Raw genomic sequence first — 18,482 nt, forward strand, 5'->3', positions numbered from 1 at the left:
AATATGCATCCTAATCACTGCGAAATAAGTAAAAAATTCTCTTATTTAAACTTTTTCTTTTAGGAAACTCTAAATTCATCCATATGTAAGGAGAATTACTTTTTTTACTCATTAAGATAGAGAGGGATGAAAATTCTAAATAACGTGCCCCTTCCTTTTTCGCTTTGTACTTCAATATGTCCTTTCATCTGCTCAACCATCTGATAACAAACCATTAAACCCATCCCAGTCCCCTTTTCTTTTAACGAATAAAATGCAGTACCTAATCGGTTTATCTCTTCTTCTGTCATTCCTATTCCAGTATCCTCTATTTCAAATACCCCATATTTCTTTACTGGATAAAGGTTAATAGTTATCGTTCCTCCATTTTTCATTGCTTCAATTGCATTTTTTAAAATATTTATAAGTACTTGCTTTAATTCATTATTATTAGCTTCTAGGTATACTTTTTGAATATTTTTTTTAAAGTGAATACCTTTGCCCATCATTGCATAAGAGTGCATTAAGTCAATGACTTTATTTGCCAATGCTGCTCCATCAACCTTTTGTGATTGTTCCACATCAGGCTTTGCTAAAGATAAATAATCATTAATAATTGTTTCTGCGCGATTCATTTCCTCAATCATTAATTTAATATATGTTCTTTCTTCTTCACTCATATGTTCTTTTGCATAAAAAATTTGCAAAAAACCTTTGACGACAGTCATCGGATTTCTTATTTCATGAGCAACAGATGCAGCAAGCTGACCAACTGCATTCATTTTCTCCGCTCTTTGTAATTCCTTATTCATTTTCAAGTAATCTACAATATTATCCATTTGCATAAGTGCTTCTTCCATTGTAGTTAGTTGAAAATCCTTTGATATTGTTCCAAGCTCTTTTGCAGTATTGGTTAAACGATAGAAAAGAGACGCAAGATTAGCAACAACTTCATTATAATTTTTCATCAACCCTTGTAATTCTGAGTTCTCATTTATCTCCATTTTAACATCAAAATTCCCACCACTTATTTCATTCAAACCTACCATCATTTTGTTAATAGGGTGAAGGATTTTATTTAACCAGTTTCTTATATAAATAAACAGAAAGATAAAGCTAATTAAAAAGAAAAATATCATTTGAAGTGCGAGTTTTTTCAGAAAATAGAACTGGTCATTGAGTTTCCTTTCCATTCCAATAACGCCCACCAAATGGCCTTTTTTATCATAAATAGGAATGAAGGAACTCTTATAATGGTCTTTATTAAGTTTGTATATGCTACTGTGCTGAACTTCATGCATAGTAATTGTTCTCTTATATACAGGCATTATATTTTCTGCTAGTCTATCAACATAATGAATTCCTATTTTTTGATTTTGCTGTGAGATAACAGCTATATGATTTTGCTTCTCATTTTCTGCTAATACCGATATATAAATGCGTTCCTTTATTTCCAAAATGCTTTTATTAAAATCTGGAGAGTTGATTATATTATGAAGTAGTTGCTTAGAATCAGTCCTTTTCGATTCACCCATATGCAAGGAAACATTATCACTTAATAATGTTAAAATTTCTTCCCCATCCTTTTCAAAATATGTCTTCCACTCTTTATACTGGTAATAGAATATGAATGTTACAAAAAGCATGAGAAGAAAAAAGGGCAGAAAAAAAGAAACAACTTGATATTTATTTGCAAACGGAATAGTTTTATATTTTTTTATCATACTGGCCACCTATTTCTTATATTCCTTGGTTACAAAAGACATACTATACTTGAAACTACTTCTCCCAATTACAATTGAATTATATATCGTTATTTATGTTCGTTATCTTAATTTATATGTTGATTCGACATTTTCACTTAAATTCCCTTTAATTACCCCATTTTTTTAATTCACTAATTTTAAAAAAAGAGGAGGTATGAATTGCTCTTTCCTTCTAATGAATAAGAGGATTCTACATTTATCCTCACAAAATCAAAGTGTTTCAGATATAACTTATTTAGACAGAAAAAGCCAAACAATCACAGGATGTTCCTATGATTGTTTGGCTTTTATTGTTTTTATATTCCTATAACCCACAACATTCTTTTTGTCGAGCAGCAATCTGCCTTTTGCTGAATCCTACAATAAAAGAATGATTATTCCATATAATAGCTAAACCCGATTGCCCCTGGTCCCGTATGGGTGGAAATGATAGGAGTTGTATAGTCAATATCAACTCTATTAAAACCAGTAGCCTTTTCTATTGCTTCTTTCAATTTAAGCGCAACATCTAGGCTGCCAGCGTGTGTAATGCCTACCCCTTTGATCTTTTTTCCTATGCTGTCTTCCGCAAAGGCATTAGCTAAATATTTCACTGCTTGTGAACGACTTCGTACCTTTGCTACAGGTGTATATACACCGTCCTCTAGAGTTGCAATGGGTTTAATATTTAATAAAGAACCTAGAAACGCTTTCCCTTTTCCTATTCTTCCGCCCTTCATTAAATTCTCTAATGTATCTACTACAACAAAAAGTTTCGTATGTTTTTTCACATGATTTAATCTTTGCAAAATTTCGGCTGCGTTATGCCCGTTTTTTACCATTTCGGCTGCTTCTAATACTTGAAAAGATAAACCTTTAGAAATAAATTCTGAGTCTACAACAAAGACGGTTGCCTTTGTTAATTGGCTGGCACTTTTAGCTGATTCTACTGTCCCACTCATTCCACCAGTCATATGAATGGAAATTATATCAAAGCCTTCGTCTGCAAGTTCATCATATTTTTCCACAAAAGTGCCAACAGATGGCTGGGAGGTTTTAGGTAGCTCATCTGCTGCTATCATCTTATCAATAAATTCCGCTGGTGAAATATCTACTCGATCCAAATATGATTTGTTATCAACATAAATAGATAAAGATACTACCTCAATTTCATATTTTTCTAAAATTTCTTGTGATAAATCTACCGTTGAATCTGTTACAATTTTGATTTTTTTCATTTCACACTTCCTATTAATCATTCATTTTTCAATTAAGCGCTTACTTTATTATACATTTATTTTTATTATATTCCTATGCTGCTTTGTATTTTTTTGAGCATCTATTATCCACTATACCACAAATTAAGCATTTCGTAACCTGTGAATCGCATCACAATCTCTGACGAAATAACTGAACTCAAAACGCTTTAAAAAGTAAATGCATGCTCAAAAAACCATGCGCTCAATAACAACGCGCATGGCCATATTAGATGGATTAGACCAGTAAATGGAATAAGTTAGAATCTCTATTTACTTCCGTATACGGAAATCCTTTTTTATCCATTCGTTCAATTAATTCTCTGTAATCATCCCTATTTTTCAGTTCTAAACCTACAAGTGCAGGACCACTTTCCTTATTATTCTTTTTGACGTATTCAAATCGAACAATATCGTCATCAGGTCCCAAAACATCATCTAAAAACTCTCTTAGTGCACCTGCTCTTTGCGGAAAATTAACAATAAAGTGATATAATAAACCTTCATATAATAAAGAGCGTTCTTTAATATCCTGCATGCGATCAATGTCATTATTACCACCACTAATGACAACCACAACATTTTTGCCTTTTATTTTTTCCTTATACAAGTCTAGCGCAGCAACTGGAAGAGCTCCAGCTGGTTCAGCGACTATGGCGTGCTCATTATATAAAGACAAAATAGATGTACATACTTTGCCTTCAGGCACTAACACGATATCATCTACATAATCTCTGCAAATTTCAAAATTCTTTTGTCCAACACTCTTGACTGCTGCCCCATCTACAAATTTATCAATTTTATTTAATGTTACTACTTTATTTCTAATTAAGGCTTCCTTCATCGAAGGGGCACCAGCTGGTTCTACACCAATCATTTTCGTTGCTGGAGAAACGCTTTTCATGTATGTACTTAACCCTGCCATTAAGCCACCGCCACCGATACTTGCAAACACAAAATCAATCGGGACATCAATATCATTCATCATTTCGATTGCCATTGTCCCTTGACCAGCAATAACATTTTCATCATTAAATGGATGGATAAATGCTCTTTCTTCCGCTTCTGCACACGCTACTGCTTCTACATATGAATCATCGAAAGTATCCCCTATTAAAACAATTTCTACATTTTCTTTGCCAAACATTTTAACTTGTGTGACCTTTTGCTTTGGAGTTGTTGCAGGCATAAATATTTTTCCATGCACATTTAAATAACGACAAGAATAGGCCACTCCTTGTGCATGATTCCCTGCACTTGCACATACTACGCCATTTTTCATTTTCTCTTTTTCCAGCATCTTCATGGAATAAAATGCTCCTCTTAGTTTGAAGGAACGAACATGCTGTAAATCTTCCCTTTTTAAATAAATGTTGCAATCATATTTTTCGGATAACCGATAATTTTTTTGTAAGGGAGTATGGGCTACTATGTCTTTAATACCTTGGTATGCAATAATAATATCCTCCAATTGCACCCATTTTTTCATTACATTTTGTTCCATTTCCACACCCTCATTTCTAACCATTTTAATTTGTACATTATATCATGAATTATTCTTTTATCACTAACAAAATTTTAAATTTTCATTTTTTTTAAACTTTTTTGACCACGTAAAATTATCTGATTGCAGCATATTCGGCAATTGTTTGTTTTTATGAAAGAAATCCATTACAATTAGGGGATAAGGAGTGAATAAAATTATGAATTTTTCGATTAAAGATTTCTCATTAAAAGAAGAGATTGCAAATAGTATTACCCACGGGATTGGCTTTCTTTTAAGTATACCTGCATTAGTGATGCTGATCATTAATGCTGTTGAAACAGATAACCCATGGAGAATCGTCAGTTTCTCTATCTTTGGAGCAACCATGATTATCCTATATTTATGCTCCACCCTATTGCATAGCATTACCCATGAGAAAGTGAAGGACTTTTTCGAGATACTCGATCATTCTTCTATATATCTTTTAATCGCAGGTACCTATACTCCTTTTGTTTTAGTTGCTATCCGTGGCGGGTTAGGCTGGACACTATTTGGAATCGTATGGGCTTTGGCCATTATTGGTATTGTCTTTAAATGTTATTATGTAAAAAAATATATAGTTACTTCCACCATTTTGTACGTTATTATGGGCTGGCTGATTGTAATGGCTATTGTCCCGTTATATCATGCCATTGGCACAACTGGTTTTATGCTTCTCGTAGGCGGCGGGCTTTTATATACGATCGGAAGCATCTTCTATGTCATGCAAAAGATTCCCTACTTCCACGCTATTTGGCACCTATTCGTATTAGCAGGGAGTGCTTTAATGTATTTTTGTGTGTATCTTTATGTATAGATAAAAGTGAATAAAATACACTATTAGTAAATAAGAGGATGGGATATAAGTATCTTGTCTAGAAATAAAGCCAAACAATATACGAAAGTTTGTCGTATAACTGTTTGGCTTTTTTATTAACTTTAAAATGAAGTGTAATGGAGCTACTCTCTGCGGGATGTAGAAACGCTTTATATAGCCCACACAGAGATCAAGCTTACTCAATTCGCATAGGTGTTAGAGTGTCTGTAGCAGAACGGAAACAAATATCTTTCCCTTCTCACACTCTCTCATAAACTAAAAAGGTATGCGGGTAAATATTTTGGTCATCAACTTCCCCTTTTTTTTCACTTACCAGCTTCCATTCCTGCCAATTTAATGCCGGAAAAAAGGTATCTCCTGAAAATTCATGATCAATTTGTGTTAAATACAATCTATCTGTTTTCTTAATTGTTTCTGCAAAAAGCTCCGCTCCGCCAATAATAAAAATTTCCTCAGTCTGTTTCTCTTTGCACCACTCATAAAAATCTTGAATAGAATGGAGAATCGTGCAGCCTTCACACTGATAGGCAGAATTTCTCGTTATGATGACATTTTCACGATTAGGCAAATTTCTGCCAATTGAATCCCTTGTTTTTCTACCCATTACGATTGGATGCCCAGTTGTTATTCTTTTGAAATACTTTAAATCATTCGGCAAATGCCAAGGTAATTGATTATTTACTCCTATTACATTGTTACGATCCATGGCAACAATTAAAGAAATCATACGCTTACTGCTCCTTTAATATGAGGATGGGCTTCATAATTGATAATTTCAAAATCATCAAATTCGAATGAGAAGATATCTTTTACATTTGGGTTAATTTTCAACTGTGGCAACGGCTTAGGATCTCTCGTAAGCTGCAGCTTTACTTGCTCAATATGGTTCGTATAAATATGAACGTCACCAAATGAATGCACGAATTCTCCTACCTCTAAATCACAAACTTGTGCAATCATATGTGTTAGTAAGGCGTAGGAAGCTATATTAAAAGGCACTCCTAGAAATACATCTGCTGATCGCTGATACAATTGACAAGATAATTTGCCTTCTGCTACATAAAATTGAAATAAACAATGACAAGGTGGTAATGCCATTTTCTCAATATCTCCTACATTCCAAGCACTCACTATTAGTCTTCTTGAATCAGGATTTGTTTTGATGGCATGAATTAATTCCGAAATTTGGTCAATTGTATTCCCTTCTCTTGTCGTCCACGAACGCCACTGATGACCATAAACAGGACCTAAATCCCCTTTTTCATCTGCCCATTCATTCCAAATGCGGACATTATTATCTTGTAAGTATTTCACATTAGTATCACCATTTAAAAACCAAAGTAATTCATGGATAATTGAACGTAAATGAAGCTTTTTTGTCGTAATTAAAGGAAAACCTTCGGAAAGATCGAAGCGTATTTGATATCCGAACGTACTAATGGTTCCAGTTCCTGTACGATCTTCTTTTTTTACACCATTTGTTAAAATATGTTCACATAGATCTAAATATTGTCTCATTTTTTAAACACCCTTTTTTTATTAATCAAGCTATTGAATAGAAGCGATATAATGATATGTTTTTGGAGCATACTCAAAAAGTTTTTCCTTTTCCGTTCCACCAACATAAAACATAGCAAATGTTTCGGCGAAATATTCTTCCGCATATTGTAGAAAATATTGTCTAGTTGGAAATAGTCTACTTTTTTCTTCATTCCATATTGCTTTATATCCTTCTGTTTTACTTCCATATTTTAAAATTTTATAGTCAATAGAATGGGCTAATTCATGATACTCTAAATTAACTGAACTATGACCTTTTCCCTTTTCGCTTGCGCCAATCTTCACTAGCACAACCTTGCCTCCCCCAATACCAGGTACATCATCCCATGGTTTTTGGGAGGTGTATCCTCTAGGAATAATACCAGCGAATTTCTGTGCCGTTTTATTATCTGTTAATTTACCTGTAAATAATTTCACCTTTATTCCACTAGATTGTATCTTATTTAATAGCGTAGGAGGTAACTTATTTAATCTTTCAATTATAGTAGCTGCTTCTGTTTGGTCAAACTTCGCATCAGGCAGTATAATAATATTCCCTAAATTTTCTTTTGCATCGGTGGAAAGATGTGCTTTAACAACTGTTAAATCAGACAGATTTTTTAAGTATGTTTCATTATTTGGAAGCTGTGAGTTTCCCATAAGAATACTGGTTGCTGCTATCATTCCTACTGGTGCCAATCTTTTGAGCCATCTCATCCCTCTTCCTCCCCAATAAACGGACTGCACTTTTTATCCATTACTCATTCATCGGATAAGAATATACTAATCTATTAAAATTATATCATGGGGAGTCAACGCAAAATACTAGTTAATATTGGGTAAGAATTCCTAAAAAAATCCAAAAGAATAAAACATAGAGAAATCACCGCATACTTCTATGTTCACTCTTTTGGACATATGTCAGCAAGGAGAAAAATCAAGACAAAATTTTAATAGTTTTCCTCATTAAACCTCTAAACCATAATTCCGACATAGTGCAGCAAGTCCTCCAGAAAAGCCGCTACCTATTGCGTTAAATTTCCATTCTCCGCCATGTTTATAAAGTTCGCATACAATCACAGCTGTTTCAACTGAAAAATCTTCCCCTAGATCAAATCGGAGAATCTCCATATTATTATCTTCATTTACAACGCGAACAAATGCATTTGAAACTTGTCCAAAATTTTGTCTTCTTGCTTCAGCGTCATGGATGGTTACCGCAATCCCAATTTTGCTTACATGTGCAGGGATTTTTGTGAAATCGATAATGATTTGCTCGTCATCCCCATCGCCTTCTCCTGTACGGTTATCACCTGTATGTTCCACACCGCCGCTAGGATGAATAAGATTATTATAGAAGATAAAATCCACATCATTTATCACTTTCCCATTGTCATCGGCCATAAATGCCGATGCATCTAAATCAAAGCCAGCCCCACCGTCATATTGGTTAATATCCCAGCCTAATCCAATAATTGCTCTTGTTAAGCCTGGATTTGTTTTAGTTAAATCAATTCGTTGTCCTTTAGAAAGATTAATACTCAATTTCTATTCCTCCCTCGTCAAATAATAGATGGATCCTCAAATTACTATTGCTTTACCCCTATCATGAAAACGATTTAACCAACTCTCCTAAACTACCAGCATTTGTACCTGTGCCAACAGCCGCAAACTTCCAATCCTGTCCATGTCTGTATAATTCTCCAGCTATTACACTAGTTTTCCCTGCATAATCATCTGATAAATTGTAGTGAATAAGTGATTGATTCGTCAATGGGTTAACAATTCGAATAAAGGCATTTTGAATCATTCCAAAATCTTGTCTTCTTTTTACTGCATCATAAATATTAACAACAAATATGAGTTTATGTATATGTGCAGGAACTTTACTTAAATCAACGCGGATTTGTTCATCATCTCCATCCCCGTCACCTGTTAAATTATCGCCTGAATGGATTACACTGCCATCGCGACTTTTTAAATTGCCAAAATAAATAACATCACTATTTGCTTGAACCTTTCCTTGTTCATTTACCATAATTACAGATGCATCACAGTCAATACTTGCTGCCTGTCCTCCACCAAAAAGAGAACCGAATAAGCCCCCGCCCTTATTTTGTTGAACAGGATCCCAACCAAGTCCAATTAAAATTCTGCTTAATCCTGGATTCCCTTTTGTTAAATCAACTCTCTGACCTTTTTGCAAATTAATCGCCAATATTCCCAACTCCTATGTATGATATAATTTTACTTTTTTAAAGTTTTTTATTTTAACACTAATTCACACCGATTATTTAGCTCTAAAATAACGTCTTTTAATATTTCTCTACTATCTTATGATTCTAAAGTGCAATCAAACTCCTAGTAATAAACTAGTATCTTTCCCGATTTATGTTAAGATGGATGATATATTTTCTAAGACAATTTCTCGCCTCAGAAAATATATCCATTTCAATCAATGCAGCTAAACTTTATAGAGTTTCGAAACACTTTTCTTATCAATTATTCTCATGATAATTCATAAAAAGTGATTGGAATTAACTCTCTCATTAACCTTGAAGTTTCATTTGCTTAAAGTTATTTTGTAATTCTTCTAATTTCTTTGTGCCTTCTTCTCTTAACCGCTTATTTTCTTCTTCAATTGTTTTTGTTTCTTGCATTCCTTTTATAATAATATTCCAAGATTCTTCAATCGTCTCAATCTTAATGCTGGGACTTCCTGCAAGTCTTGCAATATCGACGCTTTGCTGGGATATATTTTGCGCATTCTTGACAAGCATTTCATTTGTTCTTCTGTCCAGTTCACTCATGCTATCTGCGACTAATTTTTGTCTTTTGGCAGCAACAGCTTGGATTAGTCCATTTTTGAAAATTGGAATCGTCGTAACAAATGCCGAATTAATCTTTCCAATTAATTTTGTATTTCCTCTTTGAAGCAAACGTATTTGCGGTGCTGTTTGCAGAGCAACCATTTTGGCCATTTCTAAGTCATAAACCCGCTGATCAAGGAGCTCTATCGCATTTCTAAGGGAGTCGAGCTGCATACCCGCTAATTGATCTCCAGCAGTTGCTTTAGCTTCGATTTGCGGAAGCACTTGTGTCTTTAATTCTTCCGACTTCATTGCCCCTGCAACTGCATATTTTTCGAGCGTCAAATAATATTGATAATTTTGCTCATACATTTCATCAAGCATCGTCGTCGAATCAACCATTTCATTTTGATATTTCGATATTTCAACATATACTTTATCAATCTCTTGTCCCATAGACTGATATTTCCCAAAAAGTTTTTCCATAATCTTTTCGCTTTTTTTAAACAGTTTGCCAAAGAAACCTTTTGACGCATCTTCAAAATCTTTCTTATCAAATTTATCCATTATTCTGCCGAGCTGTTTTAATAATTCTCCGGAATCTTCCACTTTAGTAGTTCTCATATTGTTAAGAATTTTATCGGAGAATTTTGAAATTTGCGTTGCCGGCTCTTTCCCGAATTCAAGAATCTGAATTTGATCCTTTTCATCAATAGACTGGGCCAATTTTTGCACTTCTGGCTCATTTCTAAGCGCTAATTTAATTTCTGATACTTTTTCTTCTGTTAATAATTCTGCGACCTGGTTATCCGCATTGTTTATATTTGATGGTTGCATGTTCATCCATTATCTCCCTTTCTACTCTTTAAAAATCCGCCAAACAGTCCCCTTTTCAAAAAGGATGGCTCTTTATACTCCATATCAAATACAACGTCCTCGAGCCAATGGGCATCAAATAAATTGTCTTGTATAAAGTTCTCCATATCGACATGTCCAGGTGGATTATAAATAATAATATCAACACCCAATGCATTCATTAAAATTAACATTGCTGCATCTTCTCGCGTGAATACGCCGCTTTTTTCTGTTTTAAATAATACAATACTTGGTACTTCTTGAGAGTAATCAAATTTTTGCAGCATTTTTAAAAGTTCATCTGGTATAAGTAAACATTGTGAAAATAGAAAAATTGCTACATCTTCATCTGATTCATCCGATTGTTTTATAAGTACTGGTCTTGAGCATACTCTTGAAATTGCAGCAGCTATCCCTTTTTGTAAGCCGGTTGGCAGCTGTTTATAATTCCAATAATGGGCACTCATCATCTTTTCCGGATCAAGTAAACCGTTTCTTCCCAGCGCTCCGCGATAATGATATCGGTAATCGCTAATAATTGCTCTTGTAAACGGAAAATCTTTAATCAATAGCGTATCCTCTCGATTGACTATTCCGTGAATACGATCCCAGTATTCTTTGCGATTTTTACTTACACCAAATATTTTAGCAAAAATAGCAGGGATATGCACTTCTCCATTTTTCACTTCAAAGTTTGGTCGAATCATAGCAAGCTCTTTCTCCAAAAGAAAAATTTCATCATATGTAGTTTTTAGGGTAACCGAAAAGGGGATATAATCTCTAAATTGCCATGGTTTATAAAGATTGGATCCCTCATGATGCAGTATACTCTCAATTTCCTTTGACGCTCGATATGCTACAGTCGCTGTTCTTTTTCTTTCTTCTGTAGGAAAGCTTTCAGGTTCTTTCCGTTGTGGATATTGATGCTGAAAAAACAGCTCCTTATCTAGCTTTAACTTTTCTAAAATATCTGTGCCATTAGGATGAACCATTACAATATCACACCCAATGGTAAGGAGATAATAGATAAAATAGGACTGACTTTTACTTGCATCACCATACCAAAGAAACTTAGGCATATTTTCATTTAATTCGGTTTCTTCTAAGACAGGCTGTAAATGATTAATCGACCATTTTACAATATCCACTACTAATCTTCTTAAATCCTTATTTTTCAAGCCGTTTTCTTCCAATTCTGCGAAATGCTGAATTACTTTAATAAAACTTTCCCGCAATTTCCGATGAATAGCTGGAACAGAGGATTTTATCAGTACATTCTCTCCGTCAAGAAAAGCAACAAATCGATTAATGGATAAATTCTGCTCATTCATTCGATTAAATACTTTTTGAATAGATTGGAAATGCTGATTATCGATTGTCCTATCGAGTGTTTCATCTGTTAATAAGTGTAAACCAGTATTATCTTTATGTATCCAATTAAACAGCTGATTATAATATTCATCCTCGTCTAGCGATATTCCCAGTAGTTTAACGACTGCCTGCCCGAAAGTAAATATACGATTACTGGTATCATATAATGGTCTTTCTTTAATAGGCTTTAGCAAAAGTTTAAACCAGTTTTCTTCAGACAATGGAAGTATTATATTATTAATGGTATAAAAGTCTTTATTCATTTTCTCCACTTCCTAATTTTAAACCAAAGATAACTTTCTATCTTTATCATAGCATAGCTCCTTGTAAACACTAAACATTCTACTTTATATTTATTTACGAATTTTTAATAAAAAAGTTTCATTTTTTGTAGTCCGAAAAGAAATCTTTCGTAAGATTTTAAACTGTATATAAACCCACAGAATTTTAGAATTATAAGTTTGTCTATAGTATATCCTATGTATAGGGTTATTGCTTTTTGTTTCAGGGGTTCACGCTTAGCCGCGTTCTGCTTTCAGACTGCAAGGTCTCAGGCTATCCCGCTTATCCTACAGGAGTTCCCCCCTAACCACCACAAGCAGCACATAAAAATCCCATTTAATTTTACTAAATCATTTTATCGTCACACTGAAATCTTTCGTAAGATTTTTCTTTATACTCTTCAACCTGTGTTTTTAGCACCTAACCTTCTGTTTGTGCATATAATACAGTACAATAGGCGAGTAGGTGCTAACTATGAGATCATTTTTTCGAAAATACACATATCATGAAATTGAGACAGATTTAAATTATGTGCAAAATGTTCTATCTTCCAACATGTATGTTTTTATTGATTTAATCTTTATTTCTCTAATAATTAGTTTTTTTATGGCCATCTTTTTCGAATCTATCTTATTTGGGATTATTATATTTGTTTGCTGCTATTTATTCTTTGTCGCCATTTATTGTTTATTGCTCAAATTGATAAAAGATTCACCTGATGATCTATAAAATATATTTATCTTCATTCAAATCCATCTCTTTAACGACTCTAAGGCGACCGTGATTCGGTCGCCTTAGAGTCGTTAAAGAGTAAATTCTTTATAAACTTTTCTTAAGATTTCTTCTCCAGCAGACGCACCTTTATGAGCTGTGGCTTTATGAGAGTATCTACTTGATTCACCACATATTAACTCGCCATGCCTAGGAATAAACGCTGTTTGGCATATATTTAAAAAAGGTAGATCCAATAAGGAATCTCCAGCTCCAATTGTTTGCTCGATTCCTTCTCGTTCCTTTATATACTTTATTGCCTCTCCTTTACAAACAGGACTCGGCATAAAGTAAAGCTTTCTTCCTTGCAATGAGATATTCCAGCCATTTGCTGCTGCTATTTTTGCTAGTTGTATTTTTAAATCGGAGTCTATAGTGGTATTTAGCACATAATAAAAGAAAAGATTATCAGCAATTTTCAATTCTCCAGGGAGAGAATACTCTCGGAGCATTTCCAATATCTCCTCTTTTTCGATACATTCCACACCAAGCTTCCGCTTTAGCCTTTCTTCCCACTCTTTCATGATTTCTCCATTATGATGTATTCTTGCCCCGTTACTGGTTACACAGTAAGATACCGGTACATCTCTTTCAAATATAAAGATCCGCTTATATTGCTCATATGTTCTTGTTGTCACAGGAATAAATAAATAGTGGGAAGCAATCTCTTTCAATAAACCATAGCTCTCCTTTGTCATAAAAGAGACATACTTCCCATTCTTCTCTTCGACCCCAATCATCGATTGATTCCAAGGAGTTTCCATTTCTTCTAAAGCACGTTTGGAATAAATTAATGTTCGATCTAAGTCAGATGCAAATAATTTCATCCCTCTTGCACAACCTTTTTAATCAAACCGCAGCATGTATAGCTCATTTGGGGATATGGAATTATTTCTACGCCTCTTTCTTCGGCAAGCAAAACGATGTGCTGCACATAAGGACTATCCGGATCTTTCATTAAAACCTTCCATGGCACTCTTCTTAAAAGGACTCTTGTAGTTTCTCCAACGCCTGGTTTAACATAATGCGTGCTCTCAATATGAAATTCCTCCTTAATGGCTAGAACTTCTTTCATCCCTCGAAAATCAACGGATTGATCAAAGCCATTCTCATTCATTCTTTCTTCAACTTGCTTTGAATTAATATTTTGAAAAGCCTCAGTAATTTTATCTAAATAAATATTTGATACATCATATGGCTCTAATTCCTGATAATATTTAGCACCATGAAAATCATCCATTTGAATATATCTTTCATTTAGTACGGTACGGCTGACAAGTCCAGACACAGTGGAATTTAAGCAAGCACTCGGTATCAAGAAATCTTCTCTCGTACCATAGAGTGTAGTACAGTATCCTGGATCTGCCAGTACAGCTAATGTATCATCTAAGTGAACCTGATATTTATTAAAAAAACTTTCACAGGCTTTTGTTAATTCAATTGAAATAGCTCCTTTACCTGTCCATCCATCAATAAATTGGATAGCAGATCCTTTATGTGTTTTTAATATGTACTTAATGGCATTTTCATCTATCCCTCTGTCTCTGATGATCGAAATACTATAGTGCGGTAAAGAAACATGATATTTTTCTTTTAAATATCGCTTAATTAATATCCCAATAGGAGTACCAGCTCTTGCTAATGAAACTAAGACCGTTTGTTTTCCATGTTTACGATAAATCTGCTCTGCGACAACTGCGGTACTAAGTGCTACCTTATCTTTATAATCATGCAGTGTCTTCCAAAAAAGCTGTAAATACTGTTCTGGTGGATTATATTCGATTGGTAATGTTTCGCTATAATGTGCTCCACTTTGAATCTTTTTTTCTCGTTCCTCGGTGGAACCTTCTAGTATAATTCCGTTTAAATTTTTCAAAAGAAAAATGACATCTTCACTATTATAAGATCCGAATTTCACTTGCTCATTTATGTTTAAATGCATCTTTACCTCCCGCTAAAATAGACGATATTAATCTTTTTTACCTGAACTGCTTTTAATGCCGTCAGCAGCTCTTTTAAGCTATCTTCTTTCACATTTCTCTCAAAGAATAAAAATATGTCATCATATTGATTAGGCTTTACATTATATAAGAAATTTACAATCTCTTTATCTTCTGGATTTGCAAAACAATATGCTGTTTGAGCTCCATAATGCTCTTCATTATGTGGATAAATTGGACTTCTTGTAGTCGATTGATAAGATATGTCTTCCCCCATGAAGCTAGCTAACTTCATGGGTATATACATAAATTCTCCTGTTCCGACACAAAGACTAGTTCCCCTCCTCTTCTTCTTGAGCATCTTTGCAGCCTCTTTTATCCAATCATCTGTTCCTTCTTCTGTATGAATCCCAAACCTGCCAGTATCCTTTAAATATCGGAAGCTATTGCACTCACCCGCAAGATTTGAAGACGTCAATGGCACAATGCGATCTTTCACATAATTTTCTAGACTAATATATTCTATCAATGGATTCCCTTCATTTGTTACCAAACTCTCCATTTTAGGTGTAAGATTTATTTGCTCCCCAACTAATTCAAAACTACCTTTCAATAAGGAGACAGATTGCACCGTTATTTGCAGCTCTTCTTCAAGAGCTTTCATTTCTAATTGCCATTTATTAGAGCGCCAATCGAGAATGGATGCCACCGTATATTTATCTCTTGGATAGTTTCTATGGAGATCTCGGATAATATTAATCGCTGTTTTTCCAGTTGTGAGTTCATCATCAACGAGAATTATTTCCCGATTATTAGCAAGAATATCCGTTTTTACGTAACATCGATGGGAAGTGGCATGTGAATGTTCTTCTTCAAATGAAATGATTGGATCCAGCTCGTTAATCTTTTCTCTTGTGGTATGAAAAAAGGATGCTTGTTTAAAAGCCTTGAAAAAAGAGTGGCCAAGTGCAGTTGCTGTTTCGGCAAAGCCAATAATAATAGGATTGCAAACTTCTTTTTGGATAAAAGGCTTATCCAGGAAAGGCAAAGAGGAATCATGATAAATCTCCAATAATTTCTCCTTTTGCGGTGAGTGCTTTCCTGTCATAATTTCTTCATATCTCGCTGCAAGCATAAAACCTGTTAGCAGACCTTTTTTTGGTTCTATTGGCAAATGCTTTCCCAGTAGTCTACTGACAAATAAAAACGCCCGTCTTTTATTGATTCTTGAAGCCATTTTAAAAAAGTCCTCGATAGGAAGCTGAAATGGATTTTCTTTAACATAAATGTCCATCTGTAAATGATCAATGATTGGTAATGAAATTTTCTTGTTTAAGTAAGTCAATGTATGTAAATCCTTCATGGAACACCCCGTAAACCTTTGATTTTAAAATAATTTTTTGCGCCCAATATAAATGAGGCTTAATTTCATTCATTTTATTGGAGAAACTACTTTTTATAACACCAATTTCTCCATTATTGCTATCCATAATATTTAATGCATCCAAATATTCTTCATAGGAAACAACGTTTAATGCCTGAACTGGCTTTATATGGGTCGGATGAATAATCGTTTTCCCTGTTAATCCATTCGTTATATCCATCATAACTTCTCTTATTAATCCGTCCATATGTTTATCAATTAGCTGTGTTCGCATACTCATTCCTGCTTTTCCATAACGTTTTCGAAAAGGTGTCTCTCTTAATTGAGGAATTAGAAATCTTTCTTTCGTCGTAAAATACTCCCAGACTGGTCCAGAAACAACATAGGCACTATCTGCCCGTGTAAATATATTAATAATATCTGAAATACAATCTCGAATAATGGCAATATCATATATGGTTGTTTCTGGGCTTCTACGTATCCCATATAATCCACAAAAATCAGTTGCACCTATTCTAACATTTAAAATTAAGTGCTTATAATCATCAAGCACTTTTTTTATGGAGAGAAGCTCATTCATTCGCGTTTCTTTTTCAATTATTTTTTTCGTTTCCAATATCGGCATTGCATATAAACAGTATCCGAGCTTGTTATATTTTTGTAATTCCTTTAAAATAATTTCTCCTGCTTCTGCTTCAAATTTTGGTATTACAATACCTGTTAATAAAGCGATCTTATCACCAAGTATATCCATTAAACTTAAAAACTGCGCAATGGAACGGATTCTAATAAAAATCAATGGCAATTCACTCTTTATCAGGGAGCCATTTTGGATAGCATGATCAATATCGGTTAACTCTTCTACTAATTTTCTTTCTGCTAAATCGACCTCATGATCGCCAATAGAATCCTCCAGACAAATAACCATAGAGGTTAAAGCAGGATGTTTCTTTCTCAATAAGTCCTGATAAATATTAGGTCTAGTTGCAGGCATATACAATGTCGAAGCAAGTGCGTAGGATAATACTTCTTTCTCCGAAGTGCTAAACACCTCTTCTGGTAATTTGAAGAAAAGACGTTCCAATTGTTTTTCATTTAAGTCAGAGAATAATTTCATTTCCTTTGCTCCATTCCAGTATTTTCATTCCATTTATATACTATTCTGAAAATTCACAAATAAATAGTTTTGTTTGAAAGAGGATAATTATTACTATTTTACTATAAAATTCATTTTTTGAGTATTATTTCGTTATGAATGGCTTTAGCTGCATCCATAAGGTTTTTATAGAGGTTTTCGGGAAGGGTTACAGCAAAGAAGTTTTCTTATTAATAAAATAGAGGATATCCCTAGTACTAACTATTGACAGAAACTAGAAATATCCTCAAAATTATTAAGCCTCGCCTTGTTGTTCTGCTTTCTTTTTATTTTTAAAGTGAATAACGAAAGTTGCTCCAAATGCTATTACTAACAATCCGAAGAAATAAATATGTTCGATGTGAATATCAAAAACGCCTAATAGCATCTTAACTGCGATAATCAAGATTAGAATATAAGCAGTTGCTTCCAGCTCTGGAATTTTATCAATTAATTTAAGGAAAACACCCGCTACACCACGCATCATAAGCACACCAAGAATACCACCCAGTAATAATACCCACACTTGGTTACTGACACCAAATGCTGCTAAAACACTATCCACTGAAAAGGCAATATCCATTAATTCAACAGAAATTACCGTTCCCCAAAATAATCCGAATGTGCGAATAAGAATTCCATTTTTGTTGATTCCTTTATTCTCTTCTTCTCCGTCTTCTGGTTGATTCGCAGCTTTTTTACGATCCACGAAGTACTTAATAGAGAGATAGGCCAAATAGGCCGCTCCTAGTATTTTCACCCATGAGAATTCGATTAAATAAACACCAATACCGATAGCTATAAAGCGGAATATGTATGCACCTAGTAACCCGTAAAACAACGCCTTTCTTCTTTGTTCTGGTGGTAAATGCTTAACCATCACGGCAAGAACTAATGCATTATCCGCTGATAACAAGCCTTCCAATATTACAAGTGTTCCAATATAGCCCCAGCTGACTGGGTCTGTTAGTACCTCACCCCACATTTGCCAGTTAAAAAACTGCGCATATGTATCTATAATCGTCTCAAATATCCCCATGAAAAAAGGTTCC

General features: G+C 34.2%; 16 protein-coding genes. 1 reads left to right on the forward strand and 15 read right to left on the reverse strand.

The genetic code is table 11. The features are described from left to right. Nucleotides 1-104: 104 nt before the first annotated feature. From NSQ92_RS12140 to ilvA, 3 genes are all read right to left on the reverse strand, one after another. Complete coding sequence (locus NSQ92_RS12140) at nucleotides 105-1,703, reverse strand: ATP-binding protein (protein WP_341152821.1); 1,599 nt, start codon at nucleotides 1,701-1,703, stop codon at nucleotides 105-107. A 416-nt stretch (nucleotides 1,704-2,119) separates the two neighbouring features. Then, nucleotides 2,120-2,962: a DegV family protein gene (locus tag NSQ92_RS12145; protein ID WP_047940455.1), complete on the reverse strand. Its 843-nt coding sequence runs from the start codon at nucleotides 2,960-2,962 to the stop codon at nucleotides 2,120-2,122. 256 nt (nucleotides 2,963-3,218) lie between these two features. After that, nucleotides 3,219-4,484, reverse strand: coding sequence for a threonine ammonia-lyase IlvA (ilvA, locus tag NSQ92_RS12150; protein ID WP_047940454.1), 1,266 nt, complete (start codon nucleotides 4,482-4,484; stop codon nucleotides 3,219-3,221). Nucleotides 4,485-4,683: 199 nt separating this feature from the next. On the opposite strand from ilvA, the gene trhA reads away from it, so the two are divergent. Further along, nucleotides 4,684-5,322 (forward strand): PAQR family membrane homeostasis protein TrhA, encoded by a 639-nt coding sequence (gene trhA / locus NSQ92_RS12155; protein WP_047940453.1) that lies wholly within the window; start codon nucleotides 4,684-4,686, stop codon nucleotides 5,320-5,322. A 259-nt stretch (nucleotides 5,323-5,581) separates the two neighbouring features. Here trhA and NSQ92_RS12160 read toward each other — a convergent pair whose 3' ends face one another. The 12 genes from NSQ92_RS12160 to NSQ92_RS12215 all read right to left on the reverse strand — a co-directional run bounded on the left by NSQ92_RS12160 (nucleotide 5,582) and on the right by NSQ92_RS12215 (nucleotide 18,469). Then, complete coding sequence (locus NSQ92_RS12160; RefSeq protein ID WP_047940452.1) at nucleotides 5,582-6,070, reverse strand: dihydrofolate reductase; 489 nt, start codon at nucleotides 6,068-6,070, stop codon at nucleotides 5,582-5,584. Further along, complete coding sequence (locus NSQ92_RS12165) at nucleotides 6,067-6,861, reverse strand: thymidylate synthase (protein WP_341152822.1); 795 nt, start codon at nucleotides 6,859-6,861, stop codon at nucleotides 6,067-6,069. Before NSQ92_RS12165 ends, NSQ92_RS12160 begins: the two co-directional genes overlap by 4 nt. A 30-nt stretch (nucleotides 6,862-6,891) precedes the next feature. Next, nucleotides 6,892-7,599 carry an anthrax toxin lethal factor-related metalloendopeptidase gene (locus NSQ92_RS12170; protein ID WP_061796437.1) on the reverse strand — a complete coding sequence of 236 codons (708 nt, stop codon included), beginning with the start codon at nucleotides 7,597-7,599 and terminating at the stop codon, nucleotides 6,892-6,894. A 249-nt stretch (nucleotides 7,600-7,848) separates the two neighbouring features. Continuing rightward, the gene (locus NSQ92_RS12175; RefSeq protein ID WP_047940449.1) at nucleotides 7,849-8,427 is read right to left on the reverse strand and encodes a TerD family protein; all 579 of its coding nucleotides are present in this window, start codon (nucleotides 8,425-8,427) and stop codon (nucleotides 7,849-7,851) included. 61 nt (nucleotides 8,428-8,488) lie between these two features. Then, complete coding sequence (locus NSQ92_RS12180; RefSeq protein WP_047940448.1) at nucleotides 8,489-9,100, reverse strand: TerD family protein; 612 nt, start codon at nucleotides 9,098-9,100, stop codon at nucleotides 8,489-8,491. 331 nt (nucleotides 9,101-9,431) lie between these two features. Continuing rightward, nucleotides 9,432-10,535: a toxic anion resistance protein gene (locus tag NSQ92_RS12185; protein WP_095259065.1), complete on the reverse strand. Its 1,104-nt coding sequence runs from the start codon at nucleotides 10,533-10,535 to the stop codon at nucleotides 9,432-9,434. Next, entirely contained in the window at nucleotides 10,532-12,181 is a 1,650-nt protein-coding gene (locus tag NSQ92_RS12190) for a YceG family protein (protein ID WP_047940447.1), read from the reverse strand. Before NSQ92_RS12190 ends, NSQ92_RS12185 begins: the two co-directional genes overlap by 4 nt. A gap of 822 nt (nucleotides 12,182-13,003) precedes the next feature. Then, nucleotides 13,004-13,798, reverse strand: a complete 795-nt coding sequence (locus NSQ92_RS12195; RefSeq protein WP_047940446.1) for an HAD family hydrolase — start codon at nucleotides 13,796-13,798, stop codon at nucleotides 13,004-13,006. Continuing rightward, entirely contained in the window at nucleotides 13,795-14,913 is a 1,119-nt protein-coding gene (locus NSQ92_RS12200) for a cysteine protease StiP family protein (RefSeq protein ID WP_047940445.1), read from the reverse strand. The genes NSQ92_RS12195 and NSQ92_RS12200 overlap by 4 nt, the downstream gene beginning before the upstream one ends. 2 nt (nucleotides 14,914-14,915) lie before the next feature. Further along, the gene (locus NSQ92_RS12205) at nucleotides 14,916-16,274 is read right to left on the reverse strand and encodes a phosphoribosyltransferase family protein (RefSeq protein WP_341152823.1); all 1,359 of its coding nucleotides are present in this window, start codon (nucleotides 16,272-16,274) and stop codon (nucleotides 14,916-14,918) included. Then, nucleotides 16,216-17,412 (reverse strand): HpcH/HpaI aldolase/citrate lyase family protein, encoded by a 1,197-nt coding sequence (locus tag NSQ92_RS12210; RefSeq protein WP_047940444.1) that lies wholly within the window; start codon nucleotides 17,410-17,412, stop codon nucleotides 16,216-16,218. The genes NSQ92_RS12205 and NSQ92_RS12210 overlap by 59 nt, the downstream gene beginning before the upstream one ends. Before the next feature lie 274 nt (nucleotides 17,413-17,686). After that, on the reverse strand, nucleotides 17,687-18,469 hold the full coding sequence (locus NSQ92_RS12215) for a TerC family protein (RefSeq protein ID WP_047940443.1): 783 nt from the start codon (nucleotides 18,467-18,469) through the stop codon (nucleotides 17,687-17,689). Between the last annotated feature and the right edge of the window lie 13 nt (nucleotides 18,470-18,482).

Origin of the sequence: Niallia sp. FSL M8-0099 (assembly GCF_038006945.1) — a bacterium.
Lineage (GTDB): Bacteria > Bacillota > Bacilli > Bacillales > Cytobacillaceae > Niallia > Niallia circulans.